Raw genomic sequence first — 20,326 nt, forward strand, 5'->3', positions numbered from 1 at the left:
GCCATTGTGTAAAAAAGTGCTATTTTTGTTGTTGTAAAAAAGCGACCTGAGAAGCTCTTTTTACAACTTACAAAAATGTGCTTTTTTAGATAATGCTTGTAACGTATAGCTGGATTGGCTTTTAATACTTAAAATAATGGCTTTTAAAAAGAAAATAAATAGCAAAGCTCAAGATGATAAAAACTCTGGTTTTGGCGCAAACGCATCGAGTTATGGTGGTCGTTTTGTGACGAAATCGGGTAATGCGAATGTAAGAAAAACAGGAATTGGTTTTTTTGAAGGAATTAGTTGGTATCACACGATGTTGACGATTCCGAGATGGAAGTTTTTCTTTATTATTTTGTCCTTTTACTTTTTGGTGAATTGTGCTTTTGCTTCGATTTATGTGTTGATAGGAGTGGAGCATTTGAGAGGTATTAGTGCGGTTTCGGCTTTAGATAAATTTGGTCAGGCGTTTTTCTTTAGTATTCAAACCTATACAACTGTGGGTTATGGTCATATTAGTCCGAGTGGATTTTTGGCGAGCTTTGTGGCTTCGGTAGAAGCGCTTTTTGGATTGTTGAGTTTTGCTATTGCAACTGGTTTGTTTTATGGAAGATTTAGTCAACCTAGAGCTCATATAGTTTTTTCTGAAAATGCGATTATTGCTCCATATCAAGATAAAACGGCTTTAATGTTGAGATTGGCACCATATAAAAATGCTAATTTGACTGAAGCTGAAGCTAAAGTAACGCTCGGTCTTCATGTTGAGGAAAATGGCAAAATGGTGAATAAGTTTTACCAATTGAAGTTAGAATTAGAAAAGGTAAATGCGTTGACGTTAAGTTGGACTTTGGTGCATCCCATAACTGAGGATAGTCCGTTATATCAATTGACAGCCGATGATATTAAGAACACGATTGGTGAAGTTATTGTCTTTATCAAATTGTTTGATGATATGTATAGTACAACGGTTGTAAAACGAACTTCATATACGTTTGACGAAGTGGTTTATGGTGCTAAATATTTACCAATGTTTACTAGAAGCGAAGATGAAAACAAGACTATTTTACATATCGATAAACTCAATCTTTTTGAGAAAGTAAGGTTATAAAAAAAACGCTCGATTATATTTCGAGCGTTTTTTTTGGTTTAGTTTTTCTTTAATAAAACTTTTTCTTGAGTGAACTGATAAGCAGCATCTAAGAACTGAATCATTTTGTTCCAATTGCTGTTTGGTTCGTAGTAGTTTTTATAATATTTAACGGCTTTGATAGTAAGTTTGTTGCCGCTAACTGTAGCTGAACTTACAAATCCGCCAGTTTCGTTTTCTACTTTTTTGTTTAGTTTGTCTAATCCGGCAACAGTGTAACCTGCAGGAATGTCTAATGTGATTTCGTTTTCGAAAGAGCGTGGGTAAACCATGTAAACGTTGTTTTTACGTTCTTTTTCTTTTTTGTCAATTTCTACTTGCGAGGTGATTAGTTTTCCAATTTCGATAAGGTAATTTTCACCAGCTTTTTTTATAAGGTTGTTTTTAATTGAAAAATCCTCTTCGTATACTAATGGAGATTTTTTCCCGAAACGACCTGTACTTTTGATGGTAAATTTGTGGTCGTCTATTTCAAAATCATATTCTTCGGCTGTAGCTTTTTTGAACGCTTCTTTTTGTTGTTCTTTCAATTTATTTACAACAGCGTCAATTTCTTTGCCATAGCGTTCTTTATCTTTTTTGTTTTTTACATATTCAATTACCGACTTCGTTCCGTATTTAGCATAGTCTTCAAACGCATAATCAAAGTAGTAGAATTTGTCGCTTTGTTCGTTTTCTTTCAAATGTCCAAAATAAGAAGATTCTTTTTTGACTTTAAGTCCAGAAAAATCGTCAGAGATAGTTACAAGAGAGTTAATTTTTGAAACGTTGTCTTGCATTGTACTCGCTGGTAAATTTACGTTTACTGCATCTACCACTTTCTTTCCTTTAGCAACTTGAAGCGCATAAGCTTTGCTGTTTTCTAAATTGTAATTGAATTGATCAGCACTAGTATATGGAGAGAAATATTCTAAATACATTGGTGTTTTAGTATTTACTCTCAATAATACATTTACGTTTTTCTGAATCAATAAATCATCTATTGAGCCATTGTATTTTGGTGTAGCTACTATAATATCGTAATCGTAATTGTTCTTTTTAAGGAATTCCATGAAGTAGTTTACAAACGATTCTTCGGTTCTAAAAAAGATTGGATTACTATAAACACTTAAAGCGTAGAATTTAGTTGCATCACTAATAATGAAAGCTTCAATAAATTGTGTGAAGAACATGTGTCTAGTGTAGTAATAGACTTCTCTAATTTTTTCTTCATCACTAGCAAATGTTTTACCTTTAAGGAAATCGTTAATTACACTTAAACTTCCATCTGGACGAAATTTCTCATCGTAGTAATTAAAAATATCTTCTTTAGAAACGGTTTTCTTTATAACTTTTTCAGAATTTGATAAAAAGGCATCAGCACGTTTTTCAAATTTTCCTGAACGTGCAAAAAATACTTGAAATTTATAACAAGGTAATTCAGCTAAAGGTAAAAACCAACGCGGAAATTCATTCTTTTCAATGTCTTTAGCATTTAATTCGTATTTTCTTTCACCACTATTTTTAGTTGGAATTTCTATTAATTCTGGCGCACCATTGTATGTGTTGAAATTTACAAAAAAGTCATTTTCTGTATCAAACGCAAGTTTCATATCCATAGTAGGATAAACATCACCAAGCGGAGATTCTTCTGGTTCGAAACCAAATTCATAGATAGATTTGAAAGGCTCAACGCTGTAATAGTAAAAATCAATGATATCACCGATTTCAAGATTTGCGATAGCTATTTTCTTTTCTTTGTCAACTTCTTTGGCATTTTTTTCAATGTCAACATCAATTTCTTTTCCTGTTGATTTTACAATTTTGATTCCTACAACATTGGTTCCTTTTCCTAAAGAACGCATTCCTTTGTTAGAATAAAATTTATCTTTATAAGAAAACTCAGAAAACTCAGTGACTGCAGCTTGATCTTGTAATTTAATTCTTTTTCTAATGGCAGACGTGTAGGTTACACTTGCTCCAAATTTATGGTAATTGTAATATTCATATTTATAAATAATTACAGCCGATTCATTTTTCCATTTTTCAGGAATTGTTGTTGCTGTTTTGTATTTGTCTGATTTTCCCCAGAAAAATTCTTTGATTTCGGCTTTGTCTTGGGCAAAAGATGCACTACTTATTATTAGGAATAAGTAAAGAAATAGTTTTTTCATTAGTAATTTTATTGTTTTGTGAAAGTAATTTGTTGGTTATAATTGGCGATTAGATTTTTGATGAAATCATTCCATTTTGTCATTTCAGAGGCTTTTATTTCTCCGTTTTTAAAGATAAATGATTTTTTGTAAATGATTTCTTTGTCTGTTTTTTGAAAAGTAAGTGCAATATCAAAATTACCTTCTTTAACAACTAAATCTGTTGGGATTTTGGTCACAGAATAACCTGCAGGAATAGCTAATGAAACCGTTGATTCGTAATTTTTCTTGAAATCAAATTGATAATCAGTTTTTCTATCTTTTAATTCGAATCCTTTAAACTCATTCATGTATTCTAAATCGACATACATTTCGTTATCAAAACTTGAAACTTTATTAGCAACATTTACATTATAATCAATGGTAAGTTTGGCGTCACGATTTTTTAAATCGGATGTTTTAATGTTTGTTACTAGAGTATTTTTTTCGCTTTTTGATAAGTAGTTGTCAAGTGTTTCGTTCTTTTTATCATTTTTGAAAGTGCTGTAAATGTATAAGAATTGCGCGCGGCTTTCTCCTAAATAACTTTTAGAACAAGTTCCTTGAAGTTTTTCGTTTTCTATAGAAAGATTGGCTTTAAAAATTTCTTTATTACTTTCATGAGAAGCTGTTGGAACTTTATCAATAATAAACTTGTCACCATCTTCAATCATTACTTCTTTGTTTTGAATACGTTCTGCATATTCACCAAAGGAATTGAATTTTTCTGTACCGTCTAAAAAGTACTTTTTGCCTTTGTGAAATAGAGTGCAAATCATGTGATTGTCTACTGCTAATGATGGAGTTTTGTAGTCATAAGCAATATGTTTCGTTCCAATCCAAGTAAGTCTGGCATCAAATCCTGCTAATTTTAGCATTTGCTTGATAAGATTTGCCATTCCTTTGCAATCGCCATAGCGTTTTTCGAATACATGATTAGACTCATCTGGCTTGAAACCAGCAATCCCGTCTTCAAAAGCGATGTATCTGATGTTATCTTGAACCCAATAATAAATGTTTTTTATTTTCTCTTCATCGGTTTTAGCTGATGCAGTAAGTTCTGTCACTTTGCTTTTTAAAACGGAAGTATCATCTTTCATTAAATCTACCAACGACTTGTACCATTTGTATAAATCGGCTGTTGAACCAAATAGAGCAACATCTTTACCTTTTAGTTTGTATGACTTTGCAATAACTAAAATATGTGGATACAAGTAGCTTCGTCCTGGTGCATCTTCTTCTTTATATAATGCAGGAACATCGTTAATTGTATAAGTATAAATAGTGTTGTTTTTAGAATCTTTAGTTTGAGATTTAGTGATTTTTGCACCATCAAAATTAAATTCTTTTAATTCTGCATTTAGCCATTCAGGAACTGTAACTACAATTTGTTTTTTTAAGACTGGGAATTCGTCATTGAAGTACAAAGAAGTAAAATACTTAACATCTTCATATTTTTTTTCAAGTTCATAGTTGTAAATGTATCCTTGTACAGGAAAATTTACCACCATATGTTTTACACGTGCATCGTTGTAGAAAAGGTCATTGTCTTTGTAAAATTCATCTACAACATAACTTCCTACGCTTTTGTCATTTCGATATTTAAGATTGAAAGTTTCAATTTTAGATTCGCTATCATAAAATTCATATTTCTGAATAGCAGCTCTATGATTGATATTCATTAACTTCTCGTTGATAGAATGATTAACAATAACTTTTGATTCAGTCTTGTTCAAATCGAAGGTTACGTTTTCTGTGCTTTCTAAGATGGCAACATCGTCTTTATCATAGGTAGTTCTAATTTTTTTAGCTAAAACAACATCTTCAGGAGTAGGATCGATATTTTTTTGAGCAACTACCATTGTTGGAATAATCAAAGATAGAAGTGCAAATCGAGTAGTGATTTTCATTGATTTTCAATTTTTTCGAAATATACAAAAAAAAACTTCTGTTATATTTTTATTTATAACAGAAGTTTTAGTGATTTAGTATGTAATAATATCTATTCTTTTAAGAATTTTTGAGTGTATTCTTTTTCGTTGTTATCTTTTAAAATTAAGATATAAGAACCAGTTGAAAGAGAATCAACATTAATGCTATCATTTACTATTGAACTTGATAATATTAGTTTTCCGTTTAAGTCATATACAGAAGCATTCTTCATTGTGATAGAATCATTTGATTTAATGTTTAATACATTTTTAGCAGGATTTGGATAAACACTAAATTCTGAGTTTGCAAATGTTCCAACTGCTAAAGTAGATCCTTCAACCACATTAACTCTCGTGTTGATAGTTGGATTGTTAATTGTATCAATTGTTCCAGATGGCCATCTGATGATAATTTGTGTAATTGCAGTTGCAGCACCAATTCCAAAATGAGCATTTAATGAACTCATGTATTTAAATCCGTCACCACTATGGATTTCTCTAATTTGTTTTCCAAATGCACCATAGATTTCAACTCTTGCTCCAATACCATAGCTATTACTAGCAATTCCTTGAAGTGATACTTTTACCCAATTGTTTGTATTTGGTACAGCGTAACGAATTGTGCTTCCGTTTAAGAAATCTAGAAAACCATCATCGTTTAAGTCTCCAATTCCTCCAACTGCTATTCCGCTGTAGTTAGAAGGTGCAAAAGTTCCGTTACCTAAATTGAACATGATTTTGTTTCCACCACCTAAAACGTCAACAAAACCGTCATTGTCAAAATCATGAGCTACGTGCTCAATGCTTGTACTTGTATTAGTATCCCAACCAGATCCAGATGTAATATCAGTAAATGTTGAATCACCATTATTTCTCATGTATTTATGATTTCCATCTGCTGTTGAACTTGCACCAACAACAATGTCTAAATCACCATCATTATCGTAATCAGCCCAAGCAGAAGACCATGTTTGAATTGGGTCATATAGATTTGCAGCTACAGATACGTCAGCAAATGTTCCGTTACCGTTATTTTTGTGTAATTCATTAAACTTTGCAGTTCCAGCACCACCACGACATTTTGCAATAAATAAATCTTGGTCACCATCGTTATCATAATCAACAAAAATAGAACCATAATTTCCGCCTTCTGTGTGAATTCCCATTGTTGTTGCACCGGGAGTTACACCAGATTGATAAAATGTTAATACACCAGAACCATTATTCATAAAATATACGTTTGGATCAACATCGTGACAAGAAAAAGCATCTAAATTTCCATCATTATTTAAGTCAACAAAGTTAGTTCTTTGACAAAAAACATATTGTGAGAATGTCTCGTTTGTATAAGCAGTACCAGTGCTATTTGATTTCCAAAAAGTTACAGCTTGTTGACCACCTAAAATTAAATCGTTATATCCGTCTTTGTTGTAGTCACCTGCAGCCAAACTCCATGATGGCATATTACTTGTGTTTGCAATAGGAAAATCAGAATTTGTAAATGTTCCGCCAGTTCCTTGGTAATGAATTCTAAGGTTGTTAGCACTTACACCAGCAATGTCATCTTTTCTGTCTCCATTCATATCAACTACACATAAATTGTAAGTACTATTAATAGTCGCTATATTTTGAGTAGTGTAAGTAATTCTTTGAGGAGTAGGAACAACTAATGGGTTTTCAATTAGTTGAAAAGTAAAACCATTAGAGCTCCATTTGTTGTCAAATGCAATTATGTAAGTTGTTCCTGCAGTTACATTAAAAATTGCAATAGAAGAATAACTTGCTCCAGAGTCATCGTCACCTCCAGCGCATGTTAAATTTCCACAAGTTCCGGTGTAGACATGTAATCTTGTGTCTACTCTTGGTGTATTTTGTGTGATATCAGTTGTTATTGTTACCGTGTAATTTTGAGTAGGAGTGTAAGTATACCATTCTCCTTTACCATTTGTTCCTCCAATAACACCATTGTTTGCACAAATTGGAGTAGGAATATCTGTTCCATTAACAGCTGCTACTACATGTAACCCTGCAGTTATTGGTAATGCCGAAGCACAAGTGTCTTGAGCAAATGACCAACTTGAAAAAAGGCATAGGGTTAAAATTAAAGTAATTTTTTTCATTTATTCAGAGTTTTAGTTTTGTTTAAAATTAATTATGGACAAGGAGAAAGAGAGTTAATCCACTGTTCTATTAATGCAACTCCTTCAGTATGTATTTCTGTTCTACCAAGAAGTGGCATTCTAAAGCTTTCGTTATCAGTGTTTAATCTATAATGTAACATTGATCTGTTAATGTTTGCTGGATTTACAATCTTACTTAAAGCAGGAGGAAAATCAGCCATGTCTTGCGTATCTACACATACTCCCATGTTAGCCAGATTTGTTGTTTCATTAAATGCAAAACGCATTGGTCTGTAATCACAATGACTATTAGTTTGATGGCAGTGGGCACAATTTATATCTAAATAGGATCTTACTCTCAAGTCTAAAGATTTTGATGTGTCATTATAATCTACAGTTGATGTAATTGTTGAAGGTAAGTTATTCTCTAAATAGCCAACCTCAATCCATTTTGCTAACTGATTTTTAGAGCCAGAAGTATAGGTGTAGTTGTGGTTTAAATTTTGTGGTTTGATTCCAATAGGGATTGGAAGTTCGTTAAATTTATGACAAGTAATGCATTGCTGTTCAGATGGAATTCTGTAATTATCTACAACGCGTACAATATTATTTTCATCTTTCCATTCAACTGTTGTATTACTTCCAGCCATGTCTAGATATGCTTCGGTTTGAGCTGCATTCCAAACATATTCTGCGAATATCCATCCAGTAGCTTTACGAATCATGATTCTTGTTTCAATTATTCTTGTTGATCCAACAGGAGTTACATTTTGAACATTATCATAATAGAAATTTTTAATTATTGCCGAACCAACAGGTAGTATAAGTGTCTTACCATCTCCATCATAAGTTGCTTTTGTTCCTTTTGGCATCCAAACAAATCTTTTTTTGTGAGCATAATCTGTAAAAAGAGCAGAAGCAGGTTCGTAAATCAAAACATCTAAAGCAGGTTTTTGATTTTTCATTGGACCATCAAAAAAATTGTAATCCGATAATTTAGCGTAAGGAACTTGAGTTAAGTCTACTCTAACTGGTGAAACTTCTATGTATTGTTCATCGTCAGATTTTGAACATGAGATGATGATTGTAGTTAATGCAGTAAATAATAATGCTAATGCGTAATATTTTTTCATAGTTAAGGTTTGATGCAACCAAAAATATAAAAAATATTACAAATTCCTAATTTTTATTTAGTTAACTTATGAAATTGTGGATAAAAAAATGAATTATTAAATAATAATCTTAATTTAATTCAAGTTTTACATTGTAGTTTTTCAGTGTTAGTAATGCTTCTTCTGATTTATAATCAAAAATCTCTTCGTGTAGGTTTCTTTCTTTTTTAAGTGCAATTTGTTTGATACAATTATAAAAACGTCTCACTTCTTCATAATTGGAAAGTAACAATCCTGGGACTTTTGTGTTTTTACCTTCTTCATCTTTGGCGACCATCGTGAAATAAGAAGAATTGCAATGCTTCACTTTTCCAGTTTGAATGTTTTCTGCTTCAACACGAATTCCAATAATCATGGAGCTATTTCCAACATAATTTACACTTGCTTTTAGTGTAACCAATTCGCCAACCTCTATTGGATTCAAGAAATCTACAGTATCTACAGATGCAGTAACACAATAGTTTCCTGAGTATTTTGAAGCACAAGCAAAGGCAATTTGGTCTAAAAGTGATAATAAATAACCACCATGAATTTTACCACTAAAATTGGTGTGTGAAGGCAACATCAATTGTGAAATTGTTACTCGAGAAGACTTTACAGATTTGAATTCACTCATAATGTTATTTCATTTTAAAAGGAGACTGGTCTTGCTGAACTTCAGTAATAAAATAATTAGTATCACCCCACCACGGAAAGGTTCTGTAGCGTTCTACATAAGTAACTTTTACATATTTTCCTTGAAATTCTTTAAGCTGTTCTATAACTTTTTCATCTTTGTCTAATACCGAAAATTTGAAAATTTGAGCACCAGAAATTCCTTGACTAATTTCACCTTCCCAAGTTTTGAATAACACTCCTTTACTACTTATTTTGATTAACTCGCCTGAACGAACACCTTCGCTATAAGTGGCATAATAAACAAATGAAAAATAAGCGATTGCAAAAATTGCGATAGATGCAACTAGGTAAATAATAATTTTACGTAACATAATTTTTTTGTTTTAATTTATTTCAGATTCTGTTAATGAATTGTCAGAACTACTTGCTCTATTTATAATATTTTCTGGAAGTGATTTTTTAGCTTTTGCTCCCATCTTTTTTAATTTTTCTACACTTGTTATCAAGTTTCCTTTGCCATCAACAAGTTTGTTCATTGCTCCTTGATATTCTACTTTAGCTTCGTCCATTTTCTTTCCGATTTTTACCAAATCAGTTACAAAGCCTTCAAATTTATCATACAAAGCTCCTGCTTGACGTGCAATTTCTAAAGCGTTTTCTTGTTGCTTTTGGTTGGTCCACATACTATCAATTGTTCGCAAAGTTGCCAATAGAGTAGAAGGAGTAACAATCACAATATTTTTTTCAAATGCTTTGTTGTACAAACTAGTATCTTCATTTAATGCAAGAGCAAAAGCCGATTCTATAGGTATAAATAACAATACAAAATCGGGACTTTCCATTTGATATAAATCGTGGTAGTTTTTATTTCCCAATTGTTCTACATGGCGGTTTATAGAAATAACATGTTCTTTTAGAAATTGAGTTTTCAAATTATCGTCTTCTTCATTTATGTATCGCTCATAAGCAGTTAATGTTACTTTAGAATCGACAATCATTTTCTTTCCGTCAGGAAGATTGATAATAACATCAGGGAAAACTCGATTACCTTCTTCTGTTACAAAACTTTGTTGCACAAAATATTCTCTATCTTTTTCTAAACCAGATTTTTCTAAAACACGTTCTAATACCAATTCACCCCAATTTCCTTGCATTTTACTATCACCTTTTAAAGCTTTAGTTAAGTTAAGTGTTTCTTTACTCATTTGCTCATTCATTTCACGCAAGCCTAATATTTGCTGACGTAAAGCGGCATGATAATCTATACTTTCTTTGTGAGTATCTTCAACTTTCTTTTCAAAGAGTTGAATTTTATCTTGCAATGGTGAAAGAATATTTTTTAGGTTTTCTTTATTTTGTTCGGTGAATTTGGTTGTTTTTTCTTCTAATATTTTGTTGGCTAAATTTTCAAATTCTTTAGTGAATTTTTCTTGAAGTTGTTCTACTTCTTGTTTTTGCTCTTTATTACGTTCCCAAAGATTTTCAAAATCGGTTTCTTTTTTTGACAATTGAATGGCTAATGCTTCTTTTTCTGAACGGATGGTTTCTTTTTCTTGATTAGAAGTATTTAATTGTTTTTCAAATTGATTTCTTTCTAAAACTGATTGCTCTTTTTGTTGGTTGATTTGTGAAATTAAGCCATTAATTTTTTCTTCTAACGAAGCTTTTTCTGATTTAGAATTGGCTGAAAATAATTGTTTACCAAGGAAAAGTCCAATGGCTAAGGCGACGATAAATATTAATAAAAAGGGTAAAACTGCGGTCATGGTGTTGAATATTATAAGAATGTAAATGTACTAAAAAATGTAATAGTTGTTTATCAGATTAAATAGTATTTTTGCTACAAAATAAATTCATGTCTAATCACCAACATTTCTTAATTTACAAACCTTATGGCTATTTGAGTCAGTTTATTTACGAACTTAAAAGACCAAAAAAGTTACTTGGAGAGTTGTATGATTTTCCAGAGAATACAATGGCTATTGGCAGATTAGATGAAGATTCAGAAGGACTACTTTTGTTGACTACAGATGGAATGATGAGCGAAATTGTTCGAAGTAAAAAAGTAGAAAAAGAATATTATGTCCAAGTCGACGGAATTGTGACTCAAGAAGCGATTGAAGAATTAAAGAATGGTGTTTTGATTGGGTTTAACGGAAAGAAGTATATCACCAAAAAATGTACTGCTCATATTTTGAATGAAGCTCCTATTTTTCCTGAACGTGCTAAAAAAATTCGAGATGAACGCCATGGACCAACATCATGGCTTTCAATTACCATTAACGAAGGTAAATTTCGACAAGTTAGAAAAATGACCTCGGCTGTTGGATTTCCAACTTTAAGGTTGGTCAGAGTTCGAGTTGGAAACATCCATTTAAATGATTTAAATCCAGGTGAAGTTCTAGAAGTTGAAAATTTTAATGTCTAAAAATCTAAAAATCTAAAAATCTAATTTAATGTTAAACATAGTTTTAGTAGAACCAGAAATCCCAAATAACACAGGTAATATCGGACGTTTGAGCGTTGGAACGGAAAGTCGATTGCATTTAATTCATCCATTCGGATTTGTTATTAACGACAAAAATTTGAAGCGTTCCGGATTAGATTATTGGGTGCATTTGGACGTTACAGAATATCAAAATGTTGAGGAATGGATGACTCAAATAAAAGATAAATCGAGAGTTTTTTTAATGAGTTCGCATGCTTCAAAATCTATTTATGAAGTTGAATTCCAAGATGAAGATTGGTTAGTATTTGGAAAGGAAAGTGTTGGTTTGTCTAAAGAAGTTTTAGCTAAATTTGAAAATCATTTAACTATTCCTATGTCCAATTTGATTAGAAGTTATAACATTGCTAATTCGGTAGCATTTGTAGTTGGTGAGGCGAAAAGGCAAATTAATTTGAAATAATATGAGAGAAAATATAACTGTTGAAGAAGCGATAAGTAAAGGTAAAATCAAGTTGGTTTACCTTCCTTTGTTTCTTATTTTAGTTTTTATTGGAGTAGGAGTTTATCTAAAAACTATCGAATTAATTGAAGATTGGATGATGGCAGTTTTTGCTATAGGAGGATTTTTATTAGCTTGGCTAGCTTGGAGTTATTTTGTTGTTGAATGGAAAATTTGGGCTTTTGAGAATGTTAGAAACGTTCACGAGTTAAAACGAAAAGCCATTCAAAACAATTTGATTTGGAAAGATGATAGTTGGTTTAATAAAACCGAAATCATTAATTATGAGCAAAAGCAAAAATTAAAACTTCTTGAAAGAAAATTTCTTGAAAAAGATGTATATCATGATGATATAACTGTTCCGAAAGAAACGCTCATTCATTATTCTAAAGCTACTATTGCGTTCGGAATTGTTTTTGGAATTCTATTTTTATCTGTTGGTGTTTATGTTCTAATGGAGAATATAAAAGATTATTATTACTTATTTTTTCTTGGATTAAGTATTTACTTTTTCTACACCTCAATCCCAAAATTGATTAACAATCAACCTCAAATTAGTATCAACTCTAAAGGAATTCAATTCTATAAATCAAGTTTAATGGAATGGGAATTTATTGACAATGAATATGTTGATATGAGACGAAGTGGTAAGCATGTAAACTATTATTTAGTTTTCAATTATCGCAATAAAAATCAAGAATATCTTATAGATGAATTGGCAATAAAACCAGATAAATTAGAGCAACTTATGCGTGTTTACCGAGTTAGATTTGAAAAGAGTAAGTTCTAGTTATCTAAATATTTCTTCAAAAAATACTTTCATTGCTTCCCAAGAACGCATTGCTGCTTTTTCGTTGTAAGCTGCGCCTTTGCTGTTGTCATTTCCTGCATCTTTATGAGTAAAGGCATGAACTGAGTTTGCATAGTAAACCATTTGCCAATCGGCTTTTGCAGTTCTCATTTCGTCTTGAAAAGCTTTGATTTCAGTTTCAGGAACATAAAAATCATCTGCACCATGAAGTACTAAAACTTTAGTTTTGATTGGTTCAATTGTTCTTGACGCATCTCTGCCTAATCCTCCATGAAATGAAACAACACCTCTTACATTCATGTTTGTTCTTGCAGCTTCAATTGCTCCAGTTCCTCCAAAGCAATAACCAATAACTGCAATTTTATCAGGATTTGCGCCTTGTTTTATTAGTTCGTTCAAAGCTAATTGAATTCTTTTTTGGTATTCTTTGATATTTTTTTTGTAAAAACCTGCCAATTTTCCAGCCTCACTTGGATTTGTAGGTCTTTTATCAACTCCGTATATGTCTGCAACGAATGTTAGATATCCTAGTTTTGCTAATTCAGCAGCATTCTCTTTAGCATTGTTATCAATTCCCATCCATGCAGGTAGAAGCAAAACGGCATTACCATTAGCAATTTTCTTTTCAGGAACTGAAACTATTCCTTCCAATTTTTGATTTTCATCATTATAAGAAACCGCTTGTTGTGCTTGTGAACTAATCATTGTAAGAGCAAAAAGAAATATGGATAGATTTTTCATGGTTGATTATTTTTAAGCAAAAGTAAATTTTGGAATTAGTTTATGAATTAAAACAAATCATAATTATTTGATAATAAATTTTCCTCGTTCGCTATCAAATTGTATGTTTTCATCCTTAAAAAGGGTATTAAAAACGCCTTTTGAAATTAAATTACAAGGTTGATCTTGAATAACTAAATTCTCTGTCATAACTATCATTTCATCAGATAATTGAATCGCTAAATCAATATCATGAGTTGAAAACAAAATACATTTATTTGACTCAGTAGCAAGCTTTTTTAATAATTTGAACAACGATACTTTATGAAATAAGTCTAAATGGGTTGAAGGTTCGTCAAGAATAATTAGAGGTGTGTCTTGTGCTAAGGCTCTTGCTACAAGTACATTTTGAAATTGTCCATCACTGATTTCGTAATACTTTTTAGTAGCTAAATGTTCAATTTGTGTTAATTGAATTGCTTCGTTTACTTTCTCAAAATCTTCGGATGTTAATTTTCCTATCCAATTGGTGTAAGGTTGTCTGCCGAGAGCGATTAGTTCAAAAACAGTCAAGTTGCTTGGAGGTAATTTTTCGGTTAAAACTAAACTCAAACTTTTGGCTAAATCAACTTGATTGAAGTTATTGAGGTTTATATCATTTAAATGAATTGAACCATCTAATGGTTTTTTAAGTCCTGAAAGCGTTCTTAAAAGAGTTGATTTTCCAATTCCATTTTCGCCAATTAAAGAAATTAGTTTTCCTTCTTGTAGTTTCAAGTTGAGGTTTTTGGCAATAACATTTTCTGTCGATTTAGACTTGTATCCAATCGAAAGATTTGTGGTTGTAAGTATGTTATTGTTATAACCCATTTTTATGATATCATTTTAAACCAGTCGATTTTTCCTAACCAATAACCAAATCACAATTGGCGCACCAATGATTGAAGTTATAGCATTTATAGGTAATGTAAAGTCAAATCCTGGCATTTGTGAAACCATATCACAAAAAAGCATAATAATTGCACCGATTATTATTGTTCCCCAAAACAAAACTAAATGATTACTGGTTTGAAAAATTAATTTTGACAAATGTGGCACTGCTAATCCAATAAAGGCAATTGGTCCTGCAAAAGCCGTTATACTTCCTGCTAAAATACTTGTAGCAAGAATAATCATTCTTCTTGATTTTTTGATTTTTAAGCCTAAACTCTTGGCATAATTTTCACCTAATAGCAAACCATCTAATGATTTAATAGAAAACAAACTGATTAACAATCCAATACAAATTGCAATAAATAAAATAAGTATGTTTGGCCATGAAATATTTCCAATACTTCCCATGCTCCAAAAAGTAAATTTTTGTAGTTTTTCTGCTGAACTAAAATAGGTTAAAATAGAAACAATAGCACTTGCAAAACTGCTGAACATCAATCCTGCAATCAAAATAGTCATGGTGTCGCGCAAGAATTTGGAGATGGTTAAAACCAATAATAATACCATAAAACTTCCTAAGCAAGAAGCTAAAATGATTCCATAGGAAGACAATAAAAAATCCGCTAATGATAAGGGTAAAATTCCGGCTCCAAGAATTACAAAAGCTACTCCCAAACTCGAACCAGAACTCAATCCCAAAACATAAGGACCAGCTAGTGGATTTCTGAATAATGTTTGCATCAATAAACCCGAAATGGATAATCCAATTCCCACTAAAATAGCAGTTATTGCTTTTGGAAGCCTAAAGTTTACAATGATATATTCCCAAGTTTCTTTGCTTGCATGAGAACCAAAAAGACTCTTGATAACTTCTTTAAAAGGAATAGCAACTTGTCCTAAACTTATGTTCAATAACAGTGCTAAAAGCAATAGCAATGAAAGTGATATAAAGAGTAAAGAATTTCGTTTTTGTGTTTTCAAATTAGTATAATTTTTCAAAAAAGAATGGTTTGTAACCAGTCAATAATTCGGGATGTAGTATTTTGACAATATCTTTTAGAACAATATCTGGTCGATTTGGAGCTAACTCGTAATACAAAACACCACCAGTTTTACCTTTTCTTCCACTAAACGAATATACATTTTTATTTTTAAATGCACTAAATTGTGCGTAATGTGGATTAGCGTCTGTCATTTCCTTCAAAGTAGAAAATTGTCCTGATGTAATCCATAAATCGGCTTCTTTTGCCTTTTCTAAAACAGTTTCAAATGATAACGATAAACTTCCTGTACCAGTTGTCTCTGCCCACAAATAGTTGCCTTTAGCTTCTTTTAATAATTGACAACCCCAACTAGTACCTTGTGGTAAATACCATTTATCTTCAAACATATCACCAGCTAATATTGTTGGATTAGAGGTTGCTTTTTTAGTAATTTCTAATGTTTTTAAATAGTCTTTTTCAATTTTAGTAAATATTTTATTAGCCAATTCTTGTTTGCCATATAATGCTCCAAAAAACTTAATCCATTCTGCTTTTCCTAACGGTGTTTGCTCATTCCAATCGCCATTAAGTAAAACTTTTAAACCATTTTTTTCTAAATTGTCTAAGGTCGGATTGCTGTTATCTAATCCATATCCAATAATGACTTCAGGTTGTAAATCAATTAGAACTTCGGTATTTAAGGATTGATTGGTTCCTAATTCTTTTATTTTTTTTGCATCGATTAATGCACGAACTTTTTGCGATGAAATATACTTCAAATTTGGAAAACCAATTAAAGAATTTTCCACTCCAAGCATTTCCAATGAAGGAATATGAGTAGTAGAAGTAACCACAATATTTTTTATAGGAACATTTATTGTAAGATTGTTTTTTAAAGAATCTGGAACAATTCCATTTTTTTCTTTAAGAATGTAAGTGTAAATTTTATTTGCCTCTGGCCAAGGATTAGAAACCTTAACAATAGAAAACCCTTCATAGTTTATAATCGAAAATCCTTTGGCATATTTTACTTCGTTTACAGGAATTATTACTTCGATGCTTTTAGCTTCTTTTTTGCATTGAACAAAGCTGAAAACAATTAGTAACGAAAAGAAGGATTTTAAAAAACGCGACATTGAATATTTTTTTTGCAAAAGTAAAACAATGTTTTTACAAATTGACTTTTGTGTAACATTTGATGCAAAATCTAAATTTAAAGTAAAGTAACTTTGATGAAAATTAAAATCATGAGAGACAATTCAAATACTTTTATGTACATCGTAGGTGGAATAACTCTACTTCACTTTGTCGTTGGATTTATTTGGTTGATTTTTAAATTTTCTAAAAAGAAAGACGACAAATAAATTTACTTTTTAATTAATTTAAAATTTCCAATTTTACCATTTTTTAATTCAAGGTTTAAAAAATAAATTCCAGAATTTAGTTGTGATGCAATAGTGTCAAGTTCATTTTTTGAAGTTGTTGCAATTAATAGTTTTCCAGAAATATCAACAAGAGAATAGTTCAAAATAGTTTCTTCTGTTTGAATATCAAAATCACTTGAAAATGGATTTGGAGAGATTGAGATTTTGTTTTTTTCAAATTCAGTTGTTTTTAATAAATATACTGGAAATGGATATTCAGTTTGACTAATAATAGCACTGTAATTATCTAAAGCATTTTTAAGTAAAACATTATCACAATCACAAACAACTTTGTAATACCTTAGTAAATTATTGTTAGTTGAAAATGGAGCATTTTGCTCATAATAATAAACATTATAAGTTTGAAATATTTGATTCAAACCGCTATCATTTGTTGTAATTATTCCATTATTCACTCCAGTTGGAACTCCAATATTTGCAGTAGAAATTTGAGCTAATAAATTATCTTTGAAAGGGCTTTCATAATTTGTCACTCTCGCTTTCTCAATTACACTTGAATAAGCTAAAAGGTCAGATACTAGTTGAGAATAATTACAATTGTTGCACCATATTTCAACATGTCTTCCATTAAAAGGCGGATAAAGGTGACCTTCTTTATGTATATATTGAAATACATTATGTGTTTGTAAAATTTGATTTAGTCCAATGTCATTTGACTCAGTTGTATTATTTGTAGTAAAATTGAAGGCTGGTGCTCCAATATTTTGATTAGCTAATCTAATTTCAACAACAATGTTTTGTGTAAATCCAATGTTAGAAAACAATAATATGAGTAATAGTTTTTTCATATATGCAAAAATTTATTTTTTAGCAGTCTTAATATGTTATCGCATTTATTTATTTGTATTTATTTACACAAACGTTTTGTTTGTTGCGATTTCATAATCAGATGTTTAAATCAATTACGAAGTTACGATAATTTATTTGTAATTAATTATTTTGTCTAATGATTTTTAAAAATTACATTTGCACTCGTATTTCGGTTGTGACTTTGAATTTTTTCAGAGAAACATTAAAAGGGAAGGAAGTAATTGAAGTTTGAAGATTAGCGATTTTCGATTTTAGATGTAAAATCAAAATTCGAAAATCATCATTCAAAAATCAAAAATCTTACGCTGTACCCGCAACTGTATGCTACAAAGCTTGTTGTTATCTACAAAACCATTGTTTGAATATTTTGGAACGAAGAATTTTTGATTAAGACTTTAAAATCCTAAATCTAAAAATCCTAAATCCTAAATCTAAAATGAGAAGGTAAACATCAAGACGCAAGCCAGGAGACCTGCCATATACACTGAGTATCAAACTTTCGGGAAAAAAGGTTTGGGTATGGGTAATTCTGTGCTTTTCTCCCATTATTATTAAATTATTGTTTAACAAAAAAAATGAACAAAAATTTCATTCGTATCAGTGCAATTATAGCATTGGTGACAACTTGTGGCTATGCCCAAGAAAAAGATTCCACTAAAGTGAATCAACTTCAAGAATTGGTAATTTCGGATACCAAATTTGCGCAAAGCAAAGAAAAATCTGGAAAAGTAATCACCAAAATTTCTGCCGAAGAACTTCAGAAAAAATCGGGACAATCTTTAGCTACTGTTTTAAGTTCGGTTGCAGGTGTTGAAATTAACGGAAATCAATCTGCCAACGGAAAGAACTTAGGTTATTACATTCGTGGTGGAAAAAATCAACAAGTTTTAGTTTTGATAGACGGAAATCCTGTAACAGATGCATCCGGAATTAGTTTTGAATATGACCTGCGATTACTTCCGGTTGATCAAGTAGAAAGTATCGAAATCATGAAAGGTGCTGCTAGTACACTTTATGGAACTGGTGCAGCCACTGCTGTTATCAATATCATTCTTAAAAAATCAAGCAAAAAGCCACTTCAAGCTAACGCTTATCTAAATATTGGTTCCAATAATACTTCGACTAATAGTAAATACAATGGTCAAGATTTTAATCAAGGTTTTTCTGTAAATGGAACGGTAAAAAAAGTGAATTATTTAGCTTCAATCAATAGTACAGAATCAGATGGAATGTCTCAAATTGCTGCTCCGGAGAATCAAACCTATGAAAACGACCGATTTTCGAGAGTCAATTATATGTCTAAAATTGGTTTTAAAGCATCAGAGAAATTGACTTTAGATTTCTTTGGAAATTATGACGTGCTAAAAAATGATTATGATTTTTCGTTTGATAATACAGGTTTTAATGACACCGATTTGAATAAAAGTAATACTGAACAATTTCGTTTCGGATTTTCACCAAAGTATAAATACAATCGAGGTGAGTTTGTAATTAATTCGAGTTTTACAAAACTACAACGCGATTACTCGGAGTTTAATTCTTGGACAAGTGTTATAGAAAATTCTCTTTATGAATCAAGAGGTGTTAATTTGGATGCTTTCAATAAATATAAAGTTACAAATGATTTCTTTTTAGTAACCGGTGTAAATTATCAATTTTATGATATGTTTAGTGAAACTCCTTATGCTAATATCACTAGAGAAGCAACAAAATTCAATATGATTGATCCTTATTTGACCGGAGTTTATACTTCTAAATTTGGATTAAATATTAATGCTGGTGCAAGACTAAATGTTCATAGTGAATATGGAAATCAAGTAGTTTACAATATCAATCCATCGTTTAGTTTTGGAAAAGAAATTCCGGTAAAATTGTTAGCTTCATATAGTACAGCTTATGTAACTCCAAGTTTATATCAATTGTATTCAGAATTTGGAAATACTAAATTAACACCAGAAAAAAATGCAACTATCGAAGCTGGATTTGAAGTTGGATTGTTGGATAAAAAATTGATTTTTAATGCAGTAGCTTTTCATAGAGAACAAAATAATAGTTTCGGATTTTATTTTGATAATGTAACTTTTGATTCCTATTATATTAATATTGAAGGAATTAATAAAGCAAAAGGAGTAGAGACTGAGTTGAGTTATACTTTAAATAGTAAGTTTAAACTAAACGCCAATTATACCTTTACTCAAGTAGATAAAAATTTAGATAGATTGATACCAAAGCATAAAGCTAATGCTTCAGTTGATTATTTCGCTTCTGAAAGATTGTTTTTCAATGTAAATTATCAATACTTAGATGGCAGAAAAGATGTTTACTTTGATGGAAATACTTTTGGAACCGCTTCAGTAAAACTTGGCTCTTATCAATTGGTTAATGCTTTAGTAAAATATGAATTGATAAAAAACAGATTGTCAATTTTTGGCGCTGCTACTAATATTTTAAATGAAGACTTTACAGAGAATATTGGTTATTCAACACGTGGTAGAAACTTCAGATTAGGATTGAATATCAGTTTATAAAAAT

General features: G+C 30.9%; 17 protein-coding genes and 1 riboswitch. Of the genes, 5 read left to right on the forward strand and 12 right to left on the reverse strand.

Annotated elements, in window-relative coordinates; all coding sequences use genetic code 11:
* The first annotated feature begins 136 nt into the window (after positions 1-136).
* Complete coding sequence (locus tag ACIQ06_RS04475; protein WP_396144073.1) at positions 137-1,093, forward strand: ion channel; 957 nt, start codon at positions 137-139, stop codon at positions 1,091-1,093.
* A gap of 38 nt (positions 1,094-1,131) precedes the next feature.
* Here ACIQ06_RS04475 and ACIQ06_RS04480 read toward each other — a convergent pair whose 3' ends face one another.
* From ACIQ06_RS04480 to rmuC, 7 genes are all read right to left on the reverse strand, one after another.
* A complete protein-coding gene (locus ACIQ06_RS04480; RefSeq protein WP_396144074.1) occupies positions 1,132-3,285 on the reverse strand; it encodes a hypothetical protein in 2,154 nt (717 codons plus the stop codon).
* 8 nt (positions 3,286-3,293) lie between these two features.
* The gene (locus tag ACIQ06_RS04485) at positions 3,294-5,213 is read right to left on the reverse strand and encodes a transglutaminase family protein (protein WP_396144075.1); all 1,920 of its coding nucleotides are present in this window, start codon (positions 5,211-5,213) and stop codon (positions 3,294-3,296) included.
* 92 nt (positions 5,214-5,305) lie between these two features.
* A complete protein-coding gene (locus ACIQ06_RS04490) occupies positions 5,306-7,354 on the reverse strand; it encodes an FG-GAP-like repeat-containing protein (protein WP_396144076.1) in 2,049 nt (682 codons plus the stop codon).
* Between the two features lie 32 nt (positions 7,355-7,386).
* Positions 7,387-8,487 carry a hypothetical protein gene (locus ACIQ06_RS04495; protein ID WP_396144077.1) on the reverse strand — a complete coding sequence of 367 codons (1,101 nt, stop codon included), beginning with the start codon at positions 8,485-8,487 and terminating at the stop codon, positions 7,387-7,389.
* A gap of 109 nt (positions 8,488-8,596) precedes the next feature.
* Complete coding sequence (locus tag ACIQ06_RS04500) at positions 8,597-9,145, reverse strand: acyl-CoA thioesterase (protein ID WP_396144128.1); 549 nt, start codon at positions 9,143-9,145, stop codon at positions 8,597-8,599.
* A gap of 1 nt (position 9,146) precedes the next feature.
* Positions 9,147-9,515, reverse strand: coding sequence for a 6-phosphogluconate dehydrogenase (locus ACIQ06_RS04505; RefSeq protein WP_344815137.1), 369 nt, complete (start codon positions 9,513-9,515; stop codon positions 9,147-9,149).
* Positions 9,516-9,527: 12 nt separating this feature from the next.
* Positions 9,528-10,910 (reverse strand): DNA recombination protein RmuC, encoded by a 1,383-nt coding sequence (gene rmuC / locus ACIQ06_RS04510; protein ID WP_396144078.1) that lies wholly within the window; start codon positions 10,908-10,910, stop codon positions 9,528-9,530.
* Positions 10,911-10,999: 89 nt separating this feature from the next.
* On the opposite strand from rmuC, the gene ACIQ06_RS04515 reads away from it, so the two are divergent.
* Genes ACIQ06_RS04515 through ACIQ06_RS04525 form a run of 3 tightly spaced genes read left to right on the forward strand, consistent with a single transcriptional unit; the run spans position 11,000 to position 12,882 of the window.
* Entirely contained in the window at positions 11,000-11,572 is a 573-nt protein-coding gene (locus tag ACIQ06_RS04515; RefSeq protein ID WP_396144079.1) for a pseudouridine synthase, read from the forward strand.
* A 28-nt stretch (positions 11,573-11,600) separates the two neighbouring features.
* Entirely contained in the window at positions 11,601-12,053 is a 453-nt protein-coding gene (locus ACIQ06_RS04520) for a tRNA (cytidine(34)-2'-O)-methyltransferase (RefSeq protein WP_396144080.1), read from the forward strand.
* Between the two features lies 1 nt (position 12,054).
* Positions 12,055-12,882, forward strand: coding sequence for a hypothetical protein (locus tag ACIQ06_RS04525; protein ID WP_396144081.1), 828 nt, complete (start codon positions 12,055-12,057; stop codon positions 12,880-12,882).
* On the opposite strand, the gene ACIQ06_RS04530 is transcribed toward ACIQ06_RS04525, so the two are convergent.
* The 5 genes from ACIQ06_RS04530 to ACIQ06_RS04550 form a co-directional block, all read right to left on the reverse strand.
* Positions 12,883-13,644: a dienelactone hydrolase family protein gene (locus tag ACIQ06_RS04530; protein ID WP_396144083.1), complete on the reverse strand. Its 762-nt coding sequence runs from the start codon at positions 13,642-13,644 to the stop codon at positions 12,883-12,885.
* Between the two features lie 63 nt (positions 13,645-13,707).
* Positions 13,708-14,493, reverse strand: a complete 786-nt coding sequence (locus tag ACIQ06_RS04535; RefSeq protein WP_396144084.1) for an ABC transporter ATP-binding protein — start codon at positions 14,491-14,493, stop codon at positions 13,708-13,710.
* A gap of 15 nt (positions 14,494-14,508) precedes the next feature.
* Positions 14,509-15,537 carry an iron chelate uptake ABC transporter family permease subunit gene (locus tag ACIQ06_RS04540; protein WP_396144129.1) on the reverse strand — a complete coding sequence of 343 codons (1,029 nt, stop codon included), beginning with the start codon at positions 15,535-15,537 and terminating at the stop codon, positions 14,509-14,511.
* Position 15,538: 1 nt separating this feature from the next.
* The gene (locus ACIQ06_RS04545; protein WP_396144085.1) at positions 15,539-16,675 is read right to left on the reverse strand and encodes an ABC transporter substrate-binding protein; all 1,137 of its coding nucleotides are present in this window, start codon (positions 16,673-16,675) and stop codon (positions 15,539-15,541) included.
* Between the two features lie 230 nt (positions 16,676-16,905).
* Positions 16,906-17,772, reverse strand: coding sequence for a T9SS type A sorting domain-containing protein (locus tag ACIQ06_RS04550; RefSeq protein ID WP_396144086.1), 867 nt, complete (start codon positions 17,770-17,772; stop codon positions 16,906-16,908).
* 175 nt (positions 17,773-17,947) lie between these two features.
* A riboswitch (cobalamin riboswitch) is annotated at positions 17,948-18,289 on the forward strand.
* An 80-nt stretch (positions 18,290-18,369) separates the two neighbouring features.
* On the opposite strand from ACIQ06_RS04550, the gene ACIQ06_RS04555 reads away from it, so the two are divergent.
* Entirely contained in the window at positions 18,370-20,322 is a 1,953-nt protein-coding gene (locus ACIQ06_RS04555; protein ID WP_396144087.1) for a TonB-dependent receptor plug domain-containing protein, read from the forward strand.
* The last annotated feature ends 4 nt before the right edge of the window (positions 20,323-20,326 follow it).

It is taken from the genome of Flavobacterium sp. (assembly GCF_044341265.1).
Lineage (GTDB): Bacteria > Bacteroidota > Bacteroidia > Flavobacteriales > Flavobacteriaceae > Flavobacterium.